Raw genomic sequence first — 14,306 nt, 5'->3', positions numbered from 1 at the left:
GTAGCGGGTCTTTGAAGGCGCTGAGATCTTACGCCTCGCCGCCCGTGCATGCTACCCGCCGTCCAAGCAGCGGCCACCATAAGCGGCCCCGGTAAGCGGCCACCTATAAGCGACTTCGGCCCGGACGCGGCCATGCCACGCCGGGCCGAATCCGGGCCAGCCCCGTGTCAGGCTAGGCCACTATATTCGTCCCATCAGCAGCATCACGATCAGCACGATCACGACAATGCCAAGCAGGCCGCTGGGGTAGTAACCCCAGCTTCGGCTGTGCGGCCACGCGGGTACGGCGCCGATAAGCAGCAGGATCAGAATGATCAGCAGGATGGTCGACATAATGATTCCTCGTCGTTATTGATTTAGGTTGTTGTCACGGCTAGCGCGCGTCAGCGCTTGGGCGGCTCGATTTCCCGGATGGGCTCGGACAGCGGCGGCAGGTCCACTTCGGGCTGGTCCGTGTCCGGGTCCACCGGCAAGTCCCCGGGCGGCGACCCGGGCGGAATGGGCTCGGGCTTGGGCGGCACGTGTAGGTGCTGTGTGGCTTGCATGGCACTCTCCTTTAGGGATCGCTGGATCGCGTTTGATGCACGCTTCGCAACGATCGATTCGCAGACGGTTGTCGCTGGCTTGTACTCAGCAAGCGTCGTGCCCAACCCCCCCAGCGTGCCCTCGCCCCGGTTTGGGCACGCGGTTTGCTTGCAGGCGCGCGGACGTATCCGGAGACAGCATGGACACCCGCACAACGCTTGCCGAGCCCGCACCCGCCGCTTGCGATCCCCCTTTGGTCTACGTCGATGACACCCAGCCGGGCTACCGGCGCGTGCGCGTCAACGGCAACACCTTTCATTACGTCGACGCCGACGGAAAGCGCATCAGGAATAAAGCGGAGATCGAGCGCATCCACAAGCTGGTGATACCGCCCGCGTATGAAGATGTGTGGATCTGCCCCCTGCCCCATGGCCATTTGCAGGCCACCGGGCGCGACGCGCGTGGGCGCAAGCAGTACCGCTATCACCCGTCATGGGCTGCGTTGCGCGATGCGGGCAAATACCAGAATCTGCTGGCGTTCGGCCAGGCGTTGCCGCGCATCCGGCGGCGCGTTGCGCGCGATATGCAGGAACGCGGTCTGACGCAGAACAAGGTAGTCGCCACATTGGTGCGGCTGTTGGAGACCACGCTGATCCGCATCGGCGCGCGCGAATACGCGCGCTCGAACAAGTCGTACGGCCTGACCACGCTGACGCGGCGCCATGCCACCGTTGCCGGCAGCAGCTTTCGTTTCCGGTTCGTGGGTAAAAGCGGCGTGCCGCATGACGTGACTGTGAGGGACCGCCGCGTGGCGCGCATCATCAAGCGCTGCATGGAAATTCCGGGGCAGCAACTGTTCCAGTACCTGGACGAGGACGGCGACAAGCATCCCGTGGATTCCGGCGCGGTGAATGCTTATCTGCGCGAGGCGGGCGAAGGTGATTTCACGGCCAAGCATTACCGCACGTGGGCAGGTTCGGTTCTGGCCTATGCGGCGTTGCAGTCGCATCCTTTCCAAACCGCGACGCAAGCGCGCCAGACGGTGGCCGATGTGATCAAGCAGGTGTCCAAACGGCTGGCCAACACGCCCGCCGTGTGCCGGGCCTGTTATGTGCATCCGGCCTTGCTGGAGGCGTATCTGGAAGGCAGGTTGCCGGCCAAGGCGCGCGCGCCGGCCGGGCCGCGCGGCCTGCAAGCCGACGAACGGCGGCTCTTGCAATTCCTGCACGAACTGCCGCCCATCGACGCGCCCGCGCCGCCCATGCCGCTAGAAGAGGTGTGAGCGTGCGTTCTTCGCGCGAGGTTGCGGCGCGTCGCCGTCCGCCCAGTTGGATTCGGTCTGGTTATCGACGACGGCCCGCTTGTCGCGCGCGGCTTCGTCAGGGGTCGAGGCGTCCGGTTTCACCGGTTGTTTCGGCACATCGACGGGCCCGCGCGGCGGCAGTATCTTTGCGGTGTCCTCGGACGTGGCCGCCTTGCTGGCAGGGCTTCGTGGCTTCGAATCGGAGCGGGATTTCATGACTTCCTCCTGGCTGGTTTCGAGCCTTCATCCTACGGCGCGAGGCCGCCTCCAGGCACTGGCAGTATCTTCAAATTGCAAGCGGATGTGGCCGGGCCCGCGCGGGGCTGCCTTCGCCAATCGCCATGGGCACTCACAAGGAGATGCAATGCGAGACCCAAATTTCGAGCAATGTGTGCAAGCCTGCTATGAATGCGCGGTGGCTTGCGATCAGTGCGCCGCGGTTGGCCTGGGAACGAACGCAGCGCGCATGAAGCGTTGCATTGCCCTGGCGACCGACTGCGCCAGCGTGTGCCGTCTTTGCGCCGCCATGCTGGCGCGCAATGGCGAATTTTCTACCGCGCTTTGTACGTTGTGCGCTTTGGTCTGTGACGCGTGCGCTCGCGCCTGCGCGCCCTACCAGGACGTGGAACATTGCCAGATCTGCGCCGGCGCATGCCTGGCGTGCACGCTGGCTTGCCAGGATATGCTCGAAGCTTGAACCGCCAGGCTTCGACACGCCGCGCAGCCGCACGGGCAGGCTTTGCGATGGCGCCTACTTCGCCCGATTGCCAGGAGCTTTTCGATGGCCTCTACGAATACCCCTTTGCCTTCCGACTTTCCCGAGAACGGCCCGGACGATCGTGGATCGCGCAGACGCGCGCGCCATCCGGAAAGTTGGATCGATGAGATTGAAGCGACGTTACGCGATGCCGATCCGGGCGATCTGGATGCTCTCAAGGCACGCCTGTCGGATCAACTGAACGCCACGCGGCGCAGCCTGCGCGATGCCTCGGAAAATGCGGGGGATTTGATGCGGGAAACGATCGATTGCACGGAGGAATATATCCATGCGCGCCCGTGGCAGGCCATCGGGCTGGTGGCCGGCGCGGCGTTTCTATTCGGCGTCGTCGTCGGACGCCAGTAACCGCCGCGCCAACCGTGGCGAGGCCGGGCATCAGCCCGGCTTTTGAGCCTTGTCCTTGGCATCGCCATAAGCAGCCTGGGTTTTCCCGGCGACCTTCTGCGCCGTGCCCTTCACCTCGGTAGACGTGCTGCCGGTGGCCTTGCCGGCCACTTCCTTCACCTTGCCGACGGCCTCTTCGACTCTGCCCTTCACCTGGTCCTTGTTCATGGCTCTCTCACTTTCATCGCGTTGATGGAAAACCGGCGCCGCAATTGACGCTGGTGCCCACCCCTTCGCAAGCGCCGTGCCCAAACCGCGCGCCAGGAACAGGGTTTGCTCCAAGTCGCGGTCAAGGCGTTCATTTCGCGCCATCACCAGGAGCCAACCATGAGCCAATCGTCGAACACCCCTGCGCAGACGGGCGACCGCCCTCACCCCACGCCGCCCATGCCCGGCCAGCATCTGGACAAGCCTGGCAACGAAGCGGACATGCAGCTCAAGCCGCAGTACCAGGCGCCCGGCTACGAGGGCAGCGGCAAGTTGAAAGATATGGTGGCGATCGTCACTGGCGGCGATTCCGGTATTGGACGCGCGGTCAGCGTGCTGTTTGCGCGCGAAGGCGCCGACGTCGCCGTCGTGTATCTGGACGAGCATGAAGACGCCAAGGAAACTCAGCGTGTGGTGCAAGCCGAGGGGCGGCGCTGCCTGTTGATCCCGGGCGATGTGAAGGACGGGGGCTTTTGCAAGCAAGCCGTCGAGCAGACTGTGAAGGAATTCGGCAAGCTCGATATTCTGGTCAACAACGCGGCGTATCAGCAGCACATCGAATCGTTGACCGAGATCAGCGATGAACAATGGGAAAAGACACTCAGCACCAACATCACCGGCTATTTCCACATGGCGCGCGCGGCGCTGCCCCATTTGAAAACGGGTGCGTCCATCATCAACACGGGATCTGTGACCGGCCTGCGCGGCAGCGCCAAGCTGCTGGATTACTCGTCGACCAAAGGCGCTATCCACGCATTCACCCGTTCCTTGGCCGCCAACCTGGCGTCGGACGGCATCCGGGTCAACGCGGTCGCGCCCGGGCCGGTGTGGACGCCATTGAATCCTGCGGACCAGAGTGCGGAAGCGATCAAGGAATTTGGCAAGAAGACCGACTTTGGCCGCCCCGCCCAACCGGAAGAGATCGCGCCCGCTTATGTATTCCTCGCGGCCCCCGTGTGCGCCAGCTACATCACCGGCATCGTGCTGCCCATCACGGGTAGCGCAGGTGACTGAATGCGGTCATGGCGGCAGGCCTGCTCTTGCGCAGCCCTGCCGCCAGCACACGATCAATCACGGCGTGGGCGACGGCACTTCTACGGTCTGGGGCGGCGCGAGCGGATCGAAATCCTGCCACTTTCCATCGCGCCACCGACCTTGGGCGCGTTCAATGTCTTGCCCGCCTGACTCACGCAGCACGCGCCTGGCCAATGCTTCCTGCTCGGCAGAGACATGCAGCGCCAGCATCACACCGGCCGCGCGCACGGCGGGGTGTTCTTCCAGCACCACGGGCGTGGTGGGCGTCTTGCGCCGTCCCCGCCCGACGATCCACATCGCGCCGGCCAACGCGCCCAGATAGGCGCCCACGCCTGCGGCGGCGATGATGATGAGCACCGGCGCCGCCATCTGCGCGGCGATCACGCCGCCCAGCAGCGCAAAAAGAAACCCCAGGCCCGCAGCGCCCGCCATGGCGCCCAGGTGTCCGCCCTTGGCATCGGGATCGGCAACGCGGTCACCGCCTAACGGATAGCGGGAATGCTCCCCGGCCGAATTGACATAGAAGGTATGCACGTCGTCTTCCGTGAATCCTTGCTGAAACAGGTTTTGGGTGGCGACGGAGGCTTGGTCAAAGGTCTGGAATCTTGCGGCAACGATCAAGGACATGGCGTTCTCCCGTATGCGTACACCGCCATTGCAGCAACTGACGTACCCGCGTGCCCGGGCACGGCACTTGCGGCGGCGCGTCAAACGCAGCGCGCGCTGCCCCTTTTAAAGACGCTTCCTGGAGACCGTCATGCCTACCCGCCCAGATATTCTCGACCCCGACACCAGTGGCCGTCCCGACGTCGGTCCCAGCGATTCCTCGGACTCTGCCAGCGACCTGCCTCCGGGCCTGGTACACACCGATAGCGATTCGCAGGCCACCGGCGAGCGCGAAAGCGTCGACCTCGATCTGTTCGACGATGAGGCCGACGGCGAAGACATCGCGCCAGACCACGTCACGGATGCCGACGACGCCGGCGTGTCGCATTCGCCGCCCGATCCCGTCCGCAACGGCGGTTGATGCCCAGCAGCATCGACCAGCGGCGGGCGAACGCCCGCCCCAAGCCGACCCTTACCGGAGCAAGCGCACCATGGACATGTCGGGCGAGAGTGAAGAAATTGCTGCACGGGAAGAAGAACTTGCCGCCAAAGCGGCCGGGCGGCAGCGCGAGCTGTCGGTGCTGGATTGGGCGGCATTGATCGCCGTGGTGGCCGGCGGATTGAATTGCGGCTTGATTGCCGCTGTGAATCTGGACGTGATCGCGCGGGTGATTCCCAACGCGACCGTCACGCGCGGCATCCAGGGCGTCATCGGATTGGCCGCTTTGCATTGCGTAGTGATGTTGTTTCGCTGGGGCGAAGAGCCGGGCTGATCGCCCGGCTTTTTTTTATTGGCCTTCCGGGCGCTTGCCGGGATACTGGCCCCCTTCTTCGAACTGCGCTCCTTGCGTGTTCGGCTTCTTGTCCTCGGGCCGCTTGGCCGGCTGACTGTCCTTGCCGAATCCCGGCTTGTCCGCCCCGAACTGGCCGCTGTCATGCGCGGCTTCGGTGTCGTCCTTGGGTTGGTTGGCCTGGGACTTGCCGGTGTCCGAATCCTCGCTTGCGGCGGATGCCTTCGGATGATTCATCGATTCGTTTTTCGTCATGTCGTTCTCCGCTGTGAAGGTGTTGCTGTATGGCAGGCATTGCAGACGCAAGCGCCGTGCCTGCGATGCCGGGAACGGCATTTGCTCTAGTGTCTGCAGGTCCGCCTCAGCGTGGACCCTTACCCTAAGGAGTCAGTCATGAATCTGTCCAGAACCGTTTGCCCCGCTATCGCCTTGTGCCTGTCCGCCGTCGCCTTCCAGGCTTCCGCGCAAACCACCCAAGGCAGCTCGGCGCCCGTGCGCACGAACGATCAAATCGACAGCCAATACAAAATGGACAAAAAGGCTTGCGACGCGATGAAGGGCAACCAGAAGGACGTCTGCCAGAAGCAGGCCGAAGCTTCCCGCGACAAGGCCCGCGCCGACGCCAAGGCCGGCAAGGCGAAGGCCGAAGCCAACCATGACGCCGCGAAGACCAAGAACGACGCGGACTACAAGGTTGGCAAGGAGAAGTGCGACGCCATGTCTGGCAACGCCAAGGACACTTGCATGGCGGATCTGAAGACCCGCTATAACAAGTAAGCCTTACGGTCAGGCCGCATCCCTGGAATCGCGCTGCCCGGCACTCTCGCCGGGCAGTGCGAATCCGGCGGCCGCATATTCTTCAAGACGGTTGTAGAGCGTCTTGGGGCTGATGCCCAACATCATCGCAGCCTGTTTCTTGACGCCATTGCAGCGTTCAAGCGTAGCCAGGATCAGACGACGATCCGCTTCGGCCAGCGTTTCGCCCACGGGCACGCTGACTTCGCCGCCCACTGCTTCCCCTGCCGGAGACACGTGCGGAGCGAGCATATCCACACCCAGCACATCCCCATCGGCCATGATGAAAGCACGGCGCACGAAGTTTTTAAGCTCGCGCACGTTGCCTGGCCATTCGTATTGCTTGAGCACCTGCGAGGCTTCGGGCGAGAAGTATTTATTACGTCCCGATTCCAGGTTTTGCGCTTGCAGAAAACGCTGCGCAAGCAACAGGATGTCATCGCCGCGCTCGCGCAGCGGCGGCAATTCGATGGGGAATACGCTCAGGCGGTAATAAAGATCCTCGCGCAACTTGCCTTCCTGCACGGCGTGCTCGGGATTGCGGTTAGTCGCGGCGACGATGCGGATATCACAGCTGATTTCGCGGTTGGTGCCCACCCGCATGAACTGCCCGGTTTCAAGCACGCGCAGCAGCTTGACCTGAAGGTCGAGCGGCATCTCGGTGACTTCGTCCAGGAACAGCGTGCCACCGTCCGCGCGTTCGAAGTAACCCTTGTGCTGGCGGTCGGCGCCCGTGAAGCTGCCGCGCTCGTGGCCGAACATTTCGCTTTCGATCAGGTTGGGCGAAATGGCGCCGCAGTTGACCGCGATGAACGGGCGCTGACGGCGCGCGCTGAGTTCGTGGATGGCGTGGGCGGCCAATTCCTTGCCCGTGCCGCTTTCGCCGATCAGCAGCGTCGTGACGTTGGTGGGCGCGACGCGTCCGATCTGGTGATACAGCTGCACCATGCGTTCCGATTCACCGTACAGCTTGCCGAAACGCCCCGGCTCTTCAAACGGCATTCCCGGCAGTTCACCGCCGGCGTTCGTGACCACTCGGGTCAGGATCTCGTTCAGGCGCTCCATGCAGATGGGCTTGACGAGGAAATCGCTGGCGCCCAGGCGCAGCGCCTGCACGGCGTAGTCCACCGTGCCGTGGCCCGTCATCACGACGACCTCGGCGCTGGCCACGGCTGCGTTCTTGAATATGTCCATGCCGTTGCCACCGGGAAGACGGACGTCCGTCAACACCAGATCCGGCGCTTGCCGTTCCAGCTGTATCAGCGCATCTTTCACGCTACCTGCCACCGCTACCGAAAAGCCGCTGTCGCGACCCATCTCGGCCAGTGTTTCCCGAATCGCGTCGTCGTCATCGACGACTAGCAAATGAGGCATAGCTTCTCCTGTTGCCGGTGCGCGAACCCGTGGGTTTTCTAAGCGCATTTATGAATATGAGGATAGTCACTCTGGCGGCATAATGCGTAAACAATCGATACCGTCGACTAAAGTTTTCGAATACTTGCAACTGGTCGCAAACGCGCTACAACCCTCCTACTACGATTGTTCTGTCGCGTAAGGCCCCGGCGGCCCGAGGTAAATGTATGGCAAATCGCACCACCGCGCGGCGCGACAGCGCGCCCGCGTCTTCGGTCATTCCCATGGACGTGACCGGCATGTCTACGGTCATGCAGAAGTTAGCATCCCAATTGCAGCTGGCGGCGGCTACCGACGCCAGCGTATTCATCGTGGGCGAAAGCGGCGCGGGCAAGGAAATCGTTGCCCGCGCGATCCACGATGCCAGCGAACGTCGCGGCGCGCCGTTTGTCGCCGTCAATTGCGGCGCGATCAGCGGCACGCTGGCGCACGCCGAACTGTTCGGCCACGAGAAAGGCAGCTTCACGGGCGCTGTTGCGCAGAACGCAGGCTATTTCGAATACGCCAGCGGCGGCACCTTGTTCCTGGACGAAGTGACCGAAATGCCGCCCGACATGCAAGTGCATTTCTTGCGCGTACTGGAAGCCGGCACCTATCAGCGCGTGGGCGGCTCCGACCTGCTGCGCGCCAACGTGCGGATCATCTGCGCCAGCAACCGCGACCCTGCGGCCTCGGTAGCCGATGGCCGCTTGCGCCAGGACTTCCTGCATCGCCTGCTGGTGATCCCGCTGCGCGTGCCGCCGCTGCGTGAACGCGGCGACGACGCCGTGATACTGGCGCAGCGCTTCCTGGATCAGTTGAACGCCCAATACCAAACCCAGAAAACCTTTTCCAAACGCATGCTGGACTCCATTGCCCAGCACGACTGGCCGGGCAATGTACGCGAACTGCGCAACGTGGTCCAGCGTGCCTTCATCTTGTCGGACGCGCAGCTGGACACCAACCTGCTTGCCCGCCCCGCCGCCAGCCAACACGCCGAGATGCGCGAAGGCGCGATGAGCTTTCCGGTGGGCATGCCCTTGGGCCAGGCGCAACGCGCGTTCATCCTGGCCACACTCGCCCATCACGGCGGTGACAAGCGCCTGGCGGCCGACACCTTGGGCGTCAGCTTGAAGACCCTGTACAACCGGCTGGACGTCTACGAAAAAGAGGGGCTGTCCGGCGTCTGAGCAGTTCTTACCGTCGGCTTGTAATACGGTCGCTGCCAGAGGCGGTTTTGTCTCTGGCCGCGCCCGAAAACCGACCTGGCACGGATCTTGCATGAGTACCAGGATGCGCCGCCCTTCGGCGGCATTCATCCAGGAGACTCGATTGGGCCACCCCTCGCAAGAATTGCGCCTGCGCCAACAGATGACGCTCGCGCCGCGCTTGCAGCAGTCTGTCAAGCTGCTGCAGATGTCGGCGCTTGAATTCACGACCGCGGTGGAACACGCGCTCGCCACCAATCCTTTTTTGGAAGATGGCGACGAGCAGGACACCGAACCGCTGCATGACGGCGATTCCCTTAAAACTTCCGCCAGTTTTGGAGAAGAGTCGGCCCCCATGGCTGACCCCTCCCCGCCCTCGGCCGCCGAGGCCGATGAGCCGCTGCCCGATGCGCCCGCCTATTCCGGCGACTACCCGACGCAACTGACCGGTGGCGGCGACGGCAAGGACATGGGCCAATGGGTGTGCGCGTCGGTATCGATGCGCGAACGGCTGTCCGCCGACCTGGGCAACTATCACCTTGAGCCGCGCGATCGGCTGCTGGCGGAATTCATCATTGACGCGTTGGATGACGACGGCTACCTGCGCGTGCCGCTCACCAGCCTGTGCGATCCCGAGCACGCGGGTTTCAGCCCGCCGCCCGATGAAAGCGAATGGACTGCCGCCCTGCGTCTGGTGCAGCAGCTTGACGCACCGGGCCTGGCGGCGCGCGACCTGACCGAGTGCCTGTCCTTGCAACTGGCGGCGGTGCAAGCCGTCGCGCCGGAAGTGCGCGACCTGGCCTTGCGCATCGTGCGCGAACACCTGGACCGCCTGGGCAAGAACGATAACGTCGGGCTGCGCCGCTTGCTGGGCTGCACCGACGACGAGGTACGTGACGCGTGCGCGCTCATCCGCAGCCTGGATCCCAAGCCCGGATCGCGCTATAGCTCCGAGGCGCCGGTATACGTGGTGCCCGATGTCTTCGTGGACAAGTGGCATTCGCGCTGGCGCGTGCTGCCCAATCGTCACGCCATGCCGCAAGCTCGCCTGCATCGCACCTACGCCGACCTGTTCCGGCGCGCGCGCCTGGACGATCGCAGTCCGATGGCGCAGGAGCTTCAAGAGGCGCGCTGGTTGGTGCGCAACGTCGAGCAGCGCTATACAACCATCCAGCGGGTGGCCGAGGCCATCGTCAAGCGCCAGCAGACTTTTTTCGAATACGGCGAAGTGGCCCTGCGTCCCTTGATGCTGCGTGAAGTCGCTGACGACCTGGACATGCATGAATCCACCGTGTCCCGCGCGACCGTGGGCAAGTACATGGTGACGCCGCGTGGCGTCTTCGAGTTTCGCCATTTCTTCTCGCGCGAACTGGCGACGGAATCGGGCGGCTCTTGTTCTGCGGCCGCGGTGCGGGCGCTCATCAAGGAAATGGTGGACGCCGAAGATCCGACCATGCCGCTTTCGGATGTGGCGCTGACGCAGCAACTGGCGGCCAGCGGCATCCTGCTGGCGCGTCGCACGGTCTCCAAGTACCGCGGGCAACTACGCGTGCCGCCGGCCGAATTGCGTCGCCAGCATTAAGGCTGTCTGCGTCACACCGGCCGTCTGCGCGCTTGCGCATACCCGCAAAAAAGAAGGCTTCCCGAGGGAAGCCTTCTGCTACTGCGGCGGATTTACTTCGAGCCGCCGGTATTGGGATAGCCCGGAGGCGGCGTGGCGCCAGCGGCCGGCGTACGCTTCACGTTATCGTTCGCCTCACGCGGACGATTCGGCATTTCGCCGGAATGCTTCTTGTCCGACGACATGGTGCCGCTGTTGTGAGTGGCGGGCGGCATCGTCCCGGTCGAAGGCGTCGCATTGGGCGCCGGAGCCATCTGGCCCGGAGGCTGTGCGCGATTCGGCTGCGCGGCGGTAGCGTCATTCGGCGTGGAGGACGGCGTGGTCGGCGCGGCCCCTTGGGCCATTACCGCGCCGGCGGACGTCAAACCGGCTGCCAATACGAAAGCGCAAGTCAAAGCACGAGATTTCATAGTCAGACTCCTTAGTGGAAAAGCCCAGACCTATAAGCAAGCGCCGTTCCTGCCGTGCTTTCGCCCTTGCGCAACGGGAATTACCCAGGCATTGCCGGGATCCCGGTACTTTTTACCTGCCTTTGCAACACCGGCACCCGTGCTCCGCGACCGCGCGCATTGCCTGCCTGCGCACCCCTCAAGAAAGCCGCGCGTTGTCGGCTTCGGTCCGCGATTCATCGAGCATGCGCTGCACCCGTTCGCCCAGCACCTCAAGCGAAAAGGGTTTGACGATGAGCTCGATGCCATGTTCAAGGAAGCCGCCGCCGCGCGCCGCGCTTTCCGCATAGCCGGTCATCAGCAGCACCTTCAATCCCGGATGGGCCGCGCGCGCCGCATCGGCCAACTGCCGCCCGTTCAACGCGGGCAACCCCACGTCGGTCACGAGCAGGTCGATGTCGTTCGTGTGCAGCACGAGTTCCAGGCCGGCCTCGCCATCCGCCGCCGTCAATACCTGCATGCCCAATTCGGCCAGGCATTCGCGCACCATGTCGCGCACATTGGCATCGTCTTCGACCACGACGACCACCGACGGTTGCGAGGCGTCCTGCATGCGATGCGCGGCGGGTTCGTTGCGCTGCGCGGCGTCGGGCGCACCGTCGTAACGCGGAAGCAGCAGCCGGACCGTCGTGCCTTGCCCGACGGTACTTTCCAGCGTGGCCATGCCGCCCGCCTGCTTGGCAAAGCCGTAGATCATCGACAGACCCAGGCCCGTGCCTTCGCCCAGCGGCTTGGTCGTGAAGAAGGGATCGAACGCATGCGCCAACACGTCTGGCGGCATGCCGCAGCCGATGTCACTGACCGACACTTCCACGAAGTCACCCGGGCTGACGCCGGGATATGGGCGCAGCGCGGCTTCGTCCTGATGCGTATTCCTGCCTGCAACGGTCAAGGTGCCTCCGTTGGGCATGGCGTCGCAGGCGTTGATGACCAGGTTGAGTAAAGCGTTTTCAAACTGGTTCCTGTCGCAGCGCACGGTCCACAGCGCAGGATGCAGATCGAACTGCAATTGCACGCGCTCGCCCGTGTAGCGATGGAACAGGTCGGCCATCGACTGCAAGGTCGGTGCCACGTTGAAGGGCTTGGGGTCGATAGGCTGGCGCCGCGAAAAGGTCAACAGCCGCTGCGTCAGGTGCGCGGCGCGGTTGGCGGAATCCATGGCCACGTTGATGAAGCGCTGCGCCTGCTCCGGCGTGCCGGCGGCCAGCTTGCGCTGGATCAGGTACAAGGCCCCCGTGATGCCTTGCAGCATGTTGTTGAAGTCATGCGCGATGCCGCCGGTCAAGCGGCCCACCGCCTCCATTTTTTGCGATTGGCGCAAGGCCTGCTCGGTGTCGCGCAGCGTTTCGCCCTGCACTTTCAGATCCGTGTCGTCGCGCCCGGTCATGTACAGGCTGTCTTGCGACCACGACATGCTCCACGTGATCCAGCGATAGGTGCCGTCGCGCGTCAGCAGGCGATTTTCCATGTGCCGGACGGCTTGCGCCGGATTGCCTTGCGCGGCTTGCGCAATGGTCGCGCGGGTGGCGGCCTGGTCGTCGGGGTGGATCAGCTCGGTCAGGCCCATCGACAGGAACTGCTCGGGGCTCCAGCCGAGAATGGGCCGCACGGCCGGGTTGACGCTGACGAAACGGTCCTGCCCGTCGACGACCGCCAGCAGCTCTGGAGACAAGCGCCAGATCCGGTCGCGTTCGGCAATTGCGTCTTCGACGCGCTGCTCCAGCGTGCGCGCGTACTGCGAGCGTTCGACGGCGTCGCACAGGCGTTCGGACACTTCCTCGATGAAGGCAATGTCGCCCGCCTTGAGCCGGCTGCCGGCCTGCGGGCGGACCCACAATGCGCCGTCCTGCCGGCCCCAGCGCCGCATGGGCACAACGATGGCCGACGGCCGCACTTCGCCGCTTTGTTCGGCCACCATCGGTTCAAGGTAAGCGGTGCGGCTTTTGCGCATCGCGGCATGAAACGCTTCGTCAAGTTGCTCGGGCGCCAGCGCGTCGCGCTCGGCAAGATCCGACTCGGAGCGCCAACAGGCGGACAAGGTGGCCGAGCCCGGATCGCCGGGCCAGTCCAGCACCGCGACCAGGCCCAGCGCCAGGTGTTGCCCCAGACCCGCGCAAGCTGCGTGCTCGATCTCGGCCTGGTGGTGCAGCTCGCGCATGCGGTCCACCAGCGACAACAGGAAATTCTTGCGATGCTGACCTTCCCAGAGCTCGGTCTCGGCGGCCTTGCGCGCGGTCACATCCAGGAACAGCGCCATCATCCGGTCATCGCCGTCCTTGCGGGCGCGCGCTTCGTACCAGGCCTCTTTCGTGCCCGAAACGGCAAACTCAAACTGCATGGGCGCGCCGGTTTCCACGACCTGGGCAAACGTGTCCATGATCTGGCCGGGCACGCCGGGGATCATTTCGCGCAGGGTGTGGCCCAGCGTGTCGCCCTCTTTCATGCCGCTTTGCCGCTCGAAGGCGGGGTTGACCTCTAGAAAGCGGAAGTCCACGATGCGGCCGTTCTCGTCGCGCAGGGCTTCGCTCAGGAAGAACGCCTCTTGCATCCCTTCGAACATGGCGCGCCAGCGTTCGCCACTGGCGCGCAACGCGGCGTCGGTCAGGTGCCGTTCGATAGCCAGCGCGGCGCTGCGCGTCACCAGCGCAATGGCGTCGATATCGTGCGAGGACGGCGAGCGCACCGCTCCGTAGTAATTGGAGAACACGCCCAGCAGGCGCCCGTCCGGGGCCTTGATCGGCGTCGACCAGCAGGCCCGCAGGCCGTGAGCCAAGGCCAGTTCGCGCCAGGGAACCCAATCGGGGTTCGAGGCGATGTCTTCTGCGTAAACCGGGTTGCCCGTGTAGGCCGCGGCGCCCCAGGAGGCCATGTTCGGCCCGATGGCGGTTCGCTGCACGGCCAGGCTGAACTCGGGCGGCAGACTGGGCGCCGCGTTGTGCACCAGGTATTTGCCGCTTTCGTCGACCAGAGCGATGGCGGCGCGCAGCTGTACGCTGGACTGCGCCTCGATAGCGTTCAAGACGTGTTCGAACACGTGCGCAAGCGGCATACCGGCCGCTATGCGCTGCAACATAATCCGTTCATCTTCCAGACGGGCGAGCGTATCGGTCCATGGGAGGGATACGCGATCCTGCTTCTTCAACATTTTTGCCCCTTTGCCAGCCTGTACTGTATTGCGGGGCCGCGCCACTGTACCGAAACGCAAGGTAACG

17 protein-coding genes are annotated in these 14,306 nt (G+C 64.2%); 8 read left to right on the top strand and 9 right to left on the bottom strand.

Going from position 1 to position 14,306, the window contains the following annotated elements; all coding sequences use genetic code 11:
* Positions 1-180: 180 nt before the first annotated feature.
* Positions 181-333, bottom strand: a complete 153-nt coding sequence (locus tag API01S_RS28725) for a DUF3309 domain-containing protein (protein WP_006219570.1) — start codon at positions 331-333, stop codon at positions 181-183.
* Between the two features lie 50 nt (positions 334-383).
* Complete coding sequence (locus tag API01S_RS29300; protein ID WP_006219571.1) at positions 384-545, bottom strand: hypothetical protein; 162 nt, start codon at positions 543-545, stop codon at positions 384-386.
* 179 nt (positions 546-724) lie between these two features.
* Here API01S_RS29300 and API01S_RS05345 point away from each other — a divergent pair, with 179 nt between their 5' ends.
* Positions 725-1,807: a DNA topoisomerase IB gene (locus API01S_RS05345; RefSeq protein WP_061303459.1), complete on the top strand. Its 1,083-nt coding sequence runs from the start codon at positions 725-727 to the stop codon at positions 1,805-1,807.
* Here the strand turns inward: API01S_RS05345 and API01S_RS05340 are convergent.
* Complete coding sequence (locus API01S_RS05340) at positions 1,793-2,044, bottom strand: hypothetical protein (RefSeq protein ID WP_061303458.1); 252 nt, start codon at positions 2,042-2,044, stop codon at positions 1,793-1,795. The genes API01S_RS05345 and API01S_RS05340 overlap by 15 nt on opposite strands.
* Before the next feature lie 565 nt (positions 2,045-2,609).
* Between API01S_RS05340 and API01S_RS05330 the strand changes: the two genes are divergently transcribed.
* Complete coding sequence (locus API01S_RS05330; RefSeq protein WP_006219575.1) at positions 2,610-2,951, top strand: DUF883 family protein; 342 nt, start codon at positions 2,610-2,612, stop codon at positions 2,949-2,951.
* A gap of 30 nt (positions 2,952-2,981) precedes the next feature.
* Here the strand turns inward: API01S_RS05330 and API01S_RS05325 are convergent, their stop codons facing one another.
* Positions 2,982-3,158: a CsbD family protein gene (locus API01S_RS05325; RefSeq protein ID WP_039884178.1), complete on the bottom strand. Its 177-nt coding sequence runs from the start codon at positions 3,156-3,158 to the stop codon at positions 2,982-2,984.
* A 159-nt stretch (positions 3,159-3,317) separates the two neighbouring features.
* Between API01S_RS05325 and API01S_RS05320 the strand changes: the two genes are divergently transcribed.
* Positions 3,318-4,211 carry an SDR family oxidoreductase gene (locus tag API01S_RS05320; RefSeq protein ID WP_061303885.1) on the top strand — a complete coding sequence of 298 codons (894 nt, stop codon included), beginning with the start codon at positions 3,318-3,320 and terminating at the stop codon, positions 4,209-4,211.
* A 57-nt stretch (positions 4,212-4,268) separates the two neighbouring features.
* Here the strand turns inward: API01S_RS05320 and API01S_RS05315 are convergent, their stop codons facing one another.
* The gene (locus API01S_RS05315) at positions 4,269-4,859 is read right to left on the bottom strand and encodes a hypothetical protein (RefSeq protein ID WP_061303456.1); all 591 of its coding nucleotides are present in this window, start codon (positions 4,857-4,859) and stop codon (positions 4,269-4,271) included.
* A 130-nt stretch (positions 4,860-4,989) separates the two neighbouring features.
* On the opposite strand from API01S_RS05315, the gene API01S_RS05310 reads away from it, so the two are divergent.
* Positions 4,990-5,259, top strand: coding sequence for a hypothetical protein (locus API01S_RS05310; protein ID WP_006219580.1), 270 nt, complete (start codon positions 4,990-4,992; stop codon positions 5,257-5,259).
* Between the two features lie 70 nt (positions 5,260-5,329).
* Positions 5,330-5,611 (top strand): DUF378 domain-containing protein, encoded by a 282-nt coding sequence (locus API01S_RS05305; protein ID WP_061303455.1) that lies wholly within the window; start codon positions 5,330-5,332, stop codon positions 5,609-5,611.
* 15 nt (positions 5,612-5,626) lie between these two features.
* On the opposite strand, the gene API01S_RS05300 is transcribed toward API01S_RS05305, so the two are convergent.
* Positions 5,627-5,884 (bottom strand): hypothetical protein, encoded by a 258-nt coding sequence (locus API01S_RS05300; RefSeq protein ID WP_231689369.1) that lies wholly within the window; start codon positions 5,882-5,884, stop codon positions 5,627-5,629.
* Positions 5,885-6,022: 138 nt separating this feature from the next.
* On the opposite strand from API01S_RS05300, the gene API01S_RS05295 reads away from it, so the two are divergent.
* The gene (locus API01S_RS05295; RefSeq protein WP_006219583.1) at positions 6,023-6,406 is read left to right on the top strand and encodes a hypothetical protein; all 384 of its coding nucleotides are present in this window, start codon (positions 6,023-6,025) and stop codon (positions 6,404-6,406) included.
* Between the two features lie 9 nt (positions 6,407-6,415).
* Here API01S_RS05295 and API01S_RS05290 read toward each other — a convergent pair whose 3' ends face one another.
* The gene (locus API01S_RS05290) at positions 6,416-7,798 is read right to left on the bottom strand and encodes a sigma-54-dependent transcriptional regulator (RefSeq protein WP_006219584.1); all 1,383 of its coding nucleotides are present in this window, start codon (positions 7,796-7,798) and stop codon (positions 6,416-6,418) included.
* A gap of 263 nt (positions 7,799-8,061) precedes the next feature.
* Between API01S_RS05290 and API01S_RS05285 the strand changes: the two genes are divergently transcribed.
* Together API01S_RS05285 and API01S_RS05280 are read left to right on the top strand one after the other, a co-directional pair.
* Positions 8,062-9,006 (top strand): sigma-54 interaction domain-containing protein, encoded by a 945-nt coding sequence (locus API01S_RS05285; protein WP_156329877.1) that lies wholly within the window; start codon positions 8,062-8,064, stop codon positions 9,004-9,006.
* Positions 9,007-9,109: 103 nt separating this feature from the next.
* Entirely contained in the window at positions 9,110-10,606 is a 1,497-nt protein-coding gene (locus API01S_RS05280; RefSeq protein WP_061303454.1) for an RNA polymerase factor sigma-54, read from the top strand.
* Between the two features lie 92 nt (positions 10,607-10,698).
* Here API01S_RS05280 and API01S_RS05275 read toward each other — a convergent pair whose 3' ends face one another.
* The gene (locus tag API01S_RS05275; protein WP_039883230.1) at positions 10,699-11,055 is read right to left on the bottom strand and encodes a superantigen-like protein SSL4; all 357 of its coding nucleotides are present in this window, start codon (positions 11,053-11,055) and stop codon (positions 10,699-10,701) included.
* 178 nt (positions 11,056-11,233) lie between these two features.
* Positions 11,234-14,239 carry a PAS domain S-box protein gene (locus API01S_RS05270; RefSeq protein WP_061303453.1) on the bottom strand — a complete coding sequence of 1,002 codons (3,006 nt, stop codon included), beginning with the start codon at positions 14,237-14,239 and terminating at the stop codon, positions 11,234-11,236.
* Positions 14,240-14,306: the final 67 nt, after the last annotated feature.

The sequence above is a fragment of the Achromobacter piechaudii NBRC 102461 genome (assembly GCF_001571245.1).
In the GTDB taxonomy this organism is placed as follows: domain Bacteria; phylum Pseudomonadota; class Gammaproteobacteria; order Burkholderiales; family Burkholderiaceae_B; genus Achromobacter; species Achromobacter piechaudii.
This window is presented reverse-complemented; position numbering and strand designations above follow the sequence as displayed.

Bases quoted from the DNA above. Each gene is read 5' to 3' on its own strand.
- API01S_RS29300 (WP_006219571.1), bottom strand. From the start codon at position 545: ATGCAAGCCACACAGCACCTACACGTGCCGCCCAAGCCCGAGCCCATT.
- API01S_RS05285 (WP_156329877.1), top strand. From the start codon at position 8,062: ATGGACGTGACCGGCATGTCTACGGTCATGCAGAAGTTAGCATCCCAA.
- API01S_RS05340 (WP_061303458.1), bottom strand. From the start codon at position 2,044: ATGAAATCCCGCTCCGATTCGAAGCCACGAAGCCCTGCCAGCAAGGCG.
- API01S_RS05305 (WP_061303455.1), top strand. From the start codon at position 5,330: ATGGACATGTCGGGCGAGAGTGAAGAAATTGCTGCACGGGAAGAAGAA.
- API01S_RS05300 (WP_231689369.1), bottom strand. From the start codon at position 5,884: ATGACGAAAAACGAATCGATGAATCATCCGAAGGCATCCGCCGCAAGC.
- API01S_RS05270 (WP_061303453.1), bottom strand. From the start codon at position 14,239: ATGTTGAAGAAGCAGGATCGCGTATCCCTCCCATGGACCGATACGCTC.
- API01S_RS05290 (WP_006219584.1), bottom strand. From the start codon at position 7,798: ATGCCTCATTTGCTAGTCGTCGATGACGACGACGCGATTCGGGAAACA.
- API01S_RS05330 (WP_006219575.1), top strand. From the start codon at position 2,610: ATGGCCTCTACGAATACCCCTTTGCCTTCCGACTTTCCCGAGAACGGC.
- API01S_RS05345 (WP_061303459.1), top strand. From the start codon at position 725: ATGGACACCCGCACAACGCTTGCCGAGCCCGCACCCGCCGCTTGCGAT.
- API01S_RS05310 (WP_006219580.1), top strand. From the start codon at position 4,990: ATGCCTACCCGCCCAGATATTCTCGACCCCGACACCAGTGGCCGTCCC.
- API01S_RS05320 (WP_061303885.1), top strand. From the start codon at position 3,318: ATGAGCCAATCGTCGAACACCCCTGCGCAGACGGGCGACCGCCCTCAC.
- API01S_RS05325 (WP_039884178.1), bottom strand. From the start codon at position 3,158: ATGAACAAGGACCAGGTGAAGGGCAGAGTCGAAGAGGCCGTCGGCAAG.
- API01S_RS05280 (WP_061303454.1), top strand. From the start codon at position 9,110: ATGCGCCGCCCTTCGGCGGCATTCATCCAGGAGACTCGATTGGGCCAC.
- API01S_RS05295 (WP_006219583.1), top strand. From the start codon at position 6,023: ATGAATCTGTCCAGAACCGTTTGCCCCGCTATCGCCTTGTGCCTGTCC.
- API01S_RS05275 (WP_039883230.1), bottom strand. From the start codon at position 11,055: ATGAAATCTCGTGCTTTGACTTGCGCTTTCGTATTGGCAGCCGGTTTG.
- API01S_RS05315 (WP_061303456.1), bottom strand. From the start codon at position 4,859: ATGTCCTTGATCGTTGCCGCAAGATTCCAGACCTTTGACCAAGCCTCC.
- API01S_RS28725 (WP_006219570.1), bottom strand. From the start codon at position 333: ATGTCGACCATCCTGCTGATCATTCTGATCCTGCTGCTTATCGGCGCC.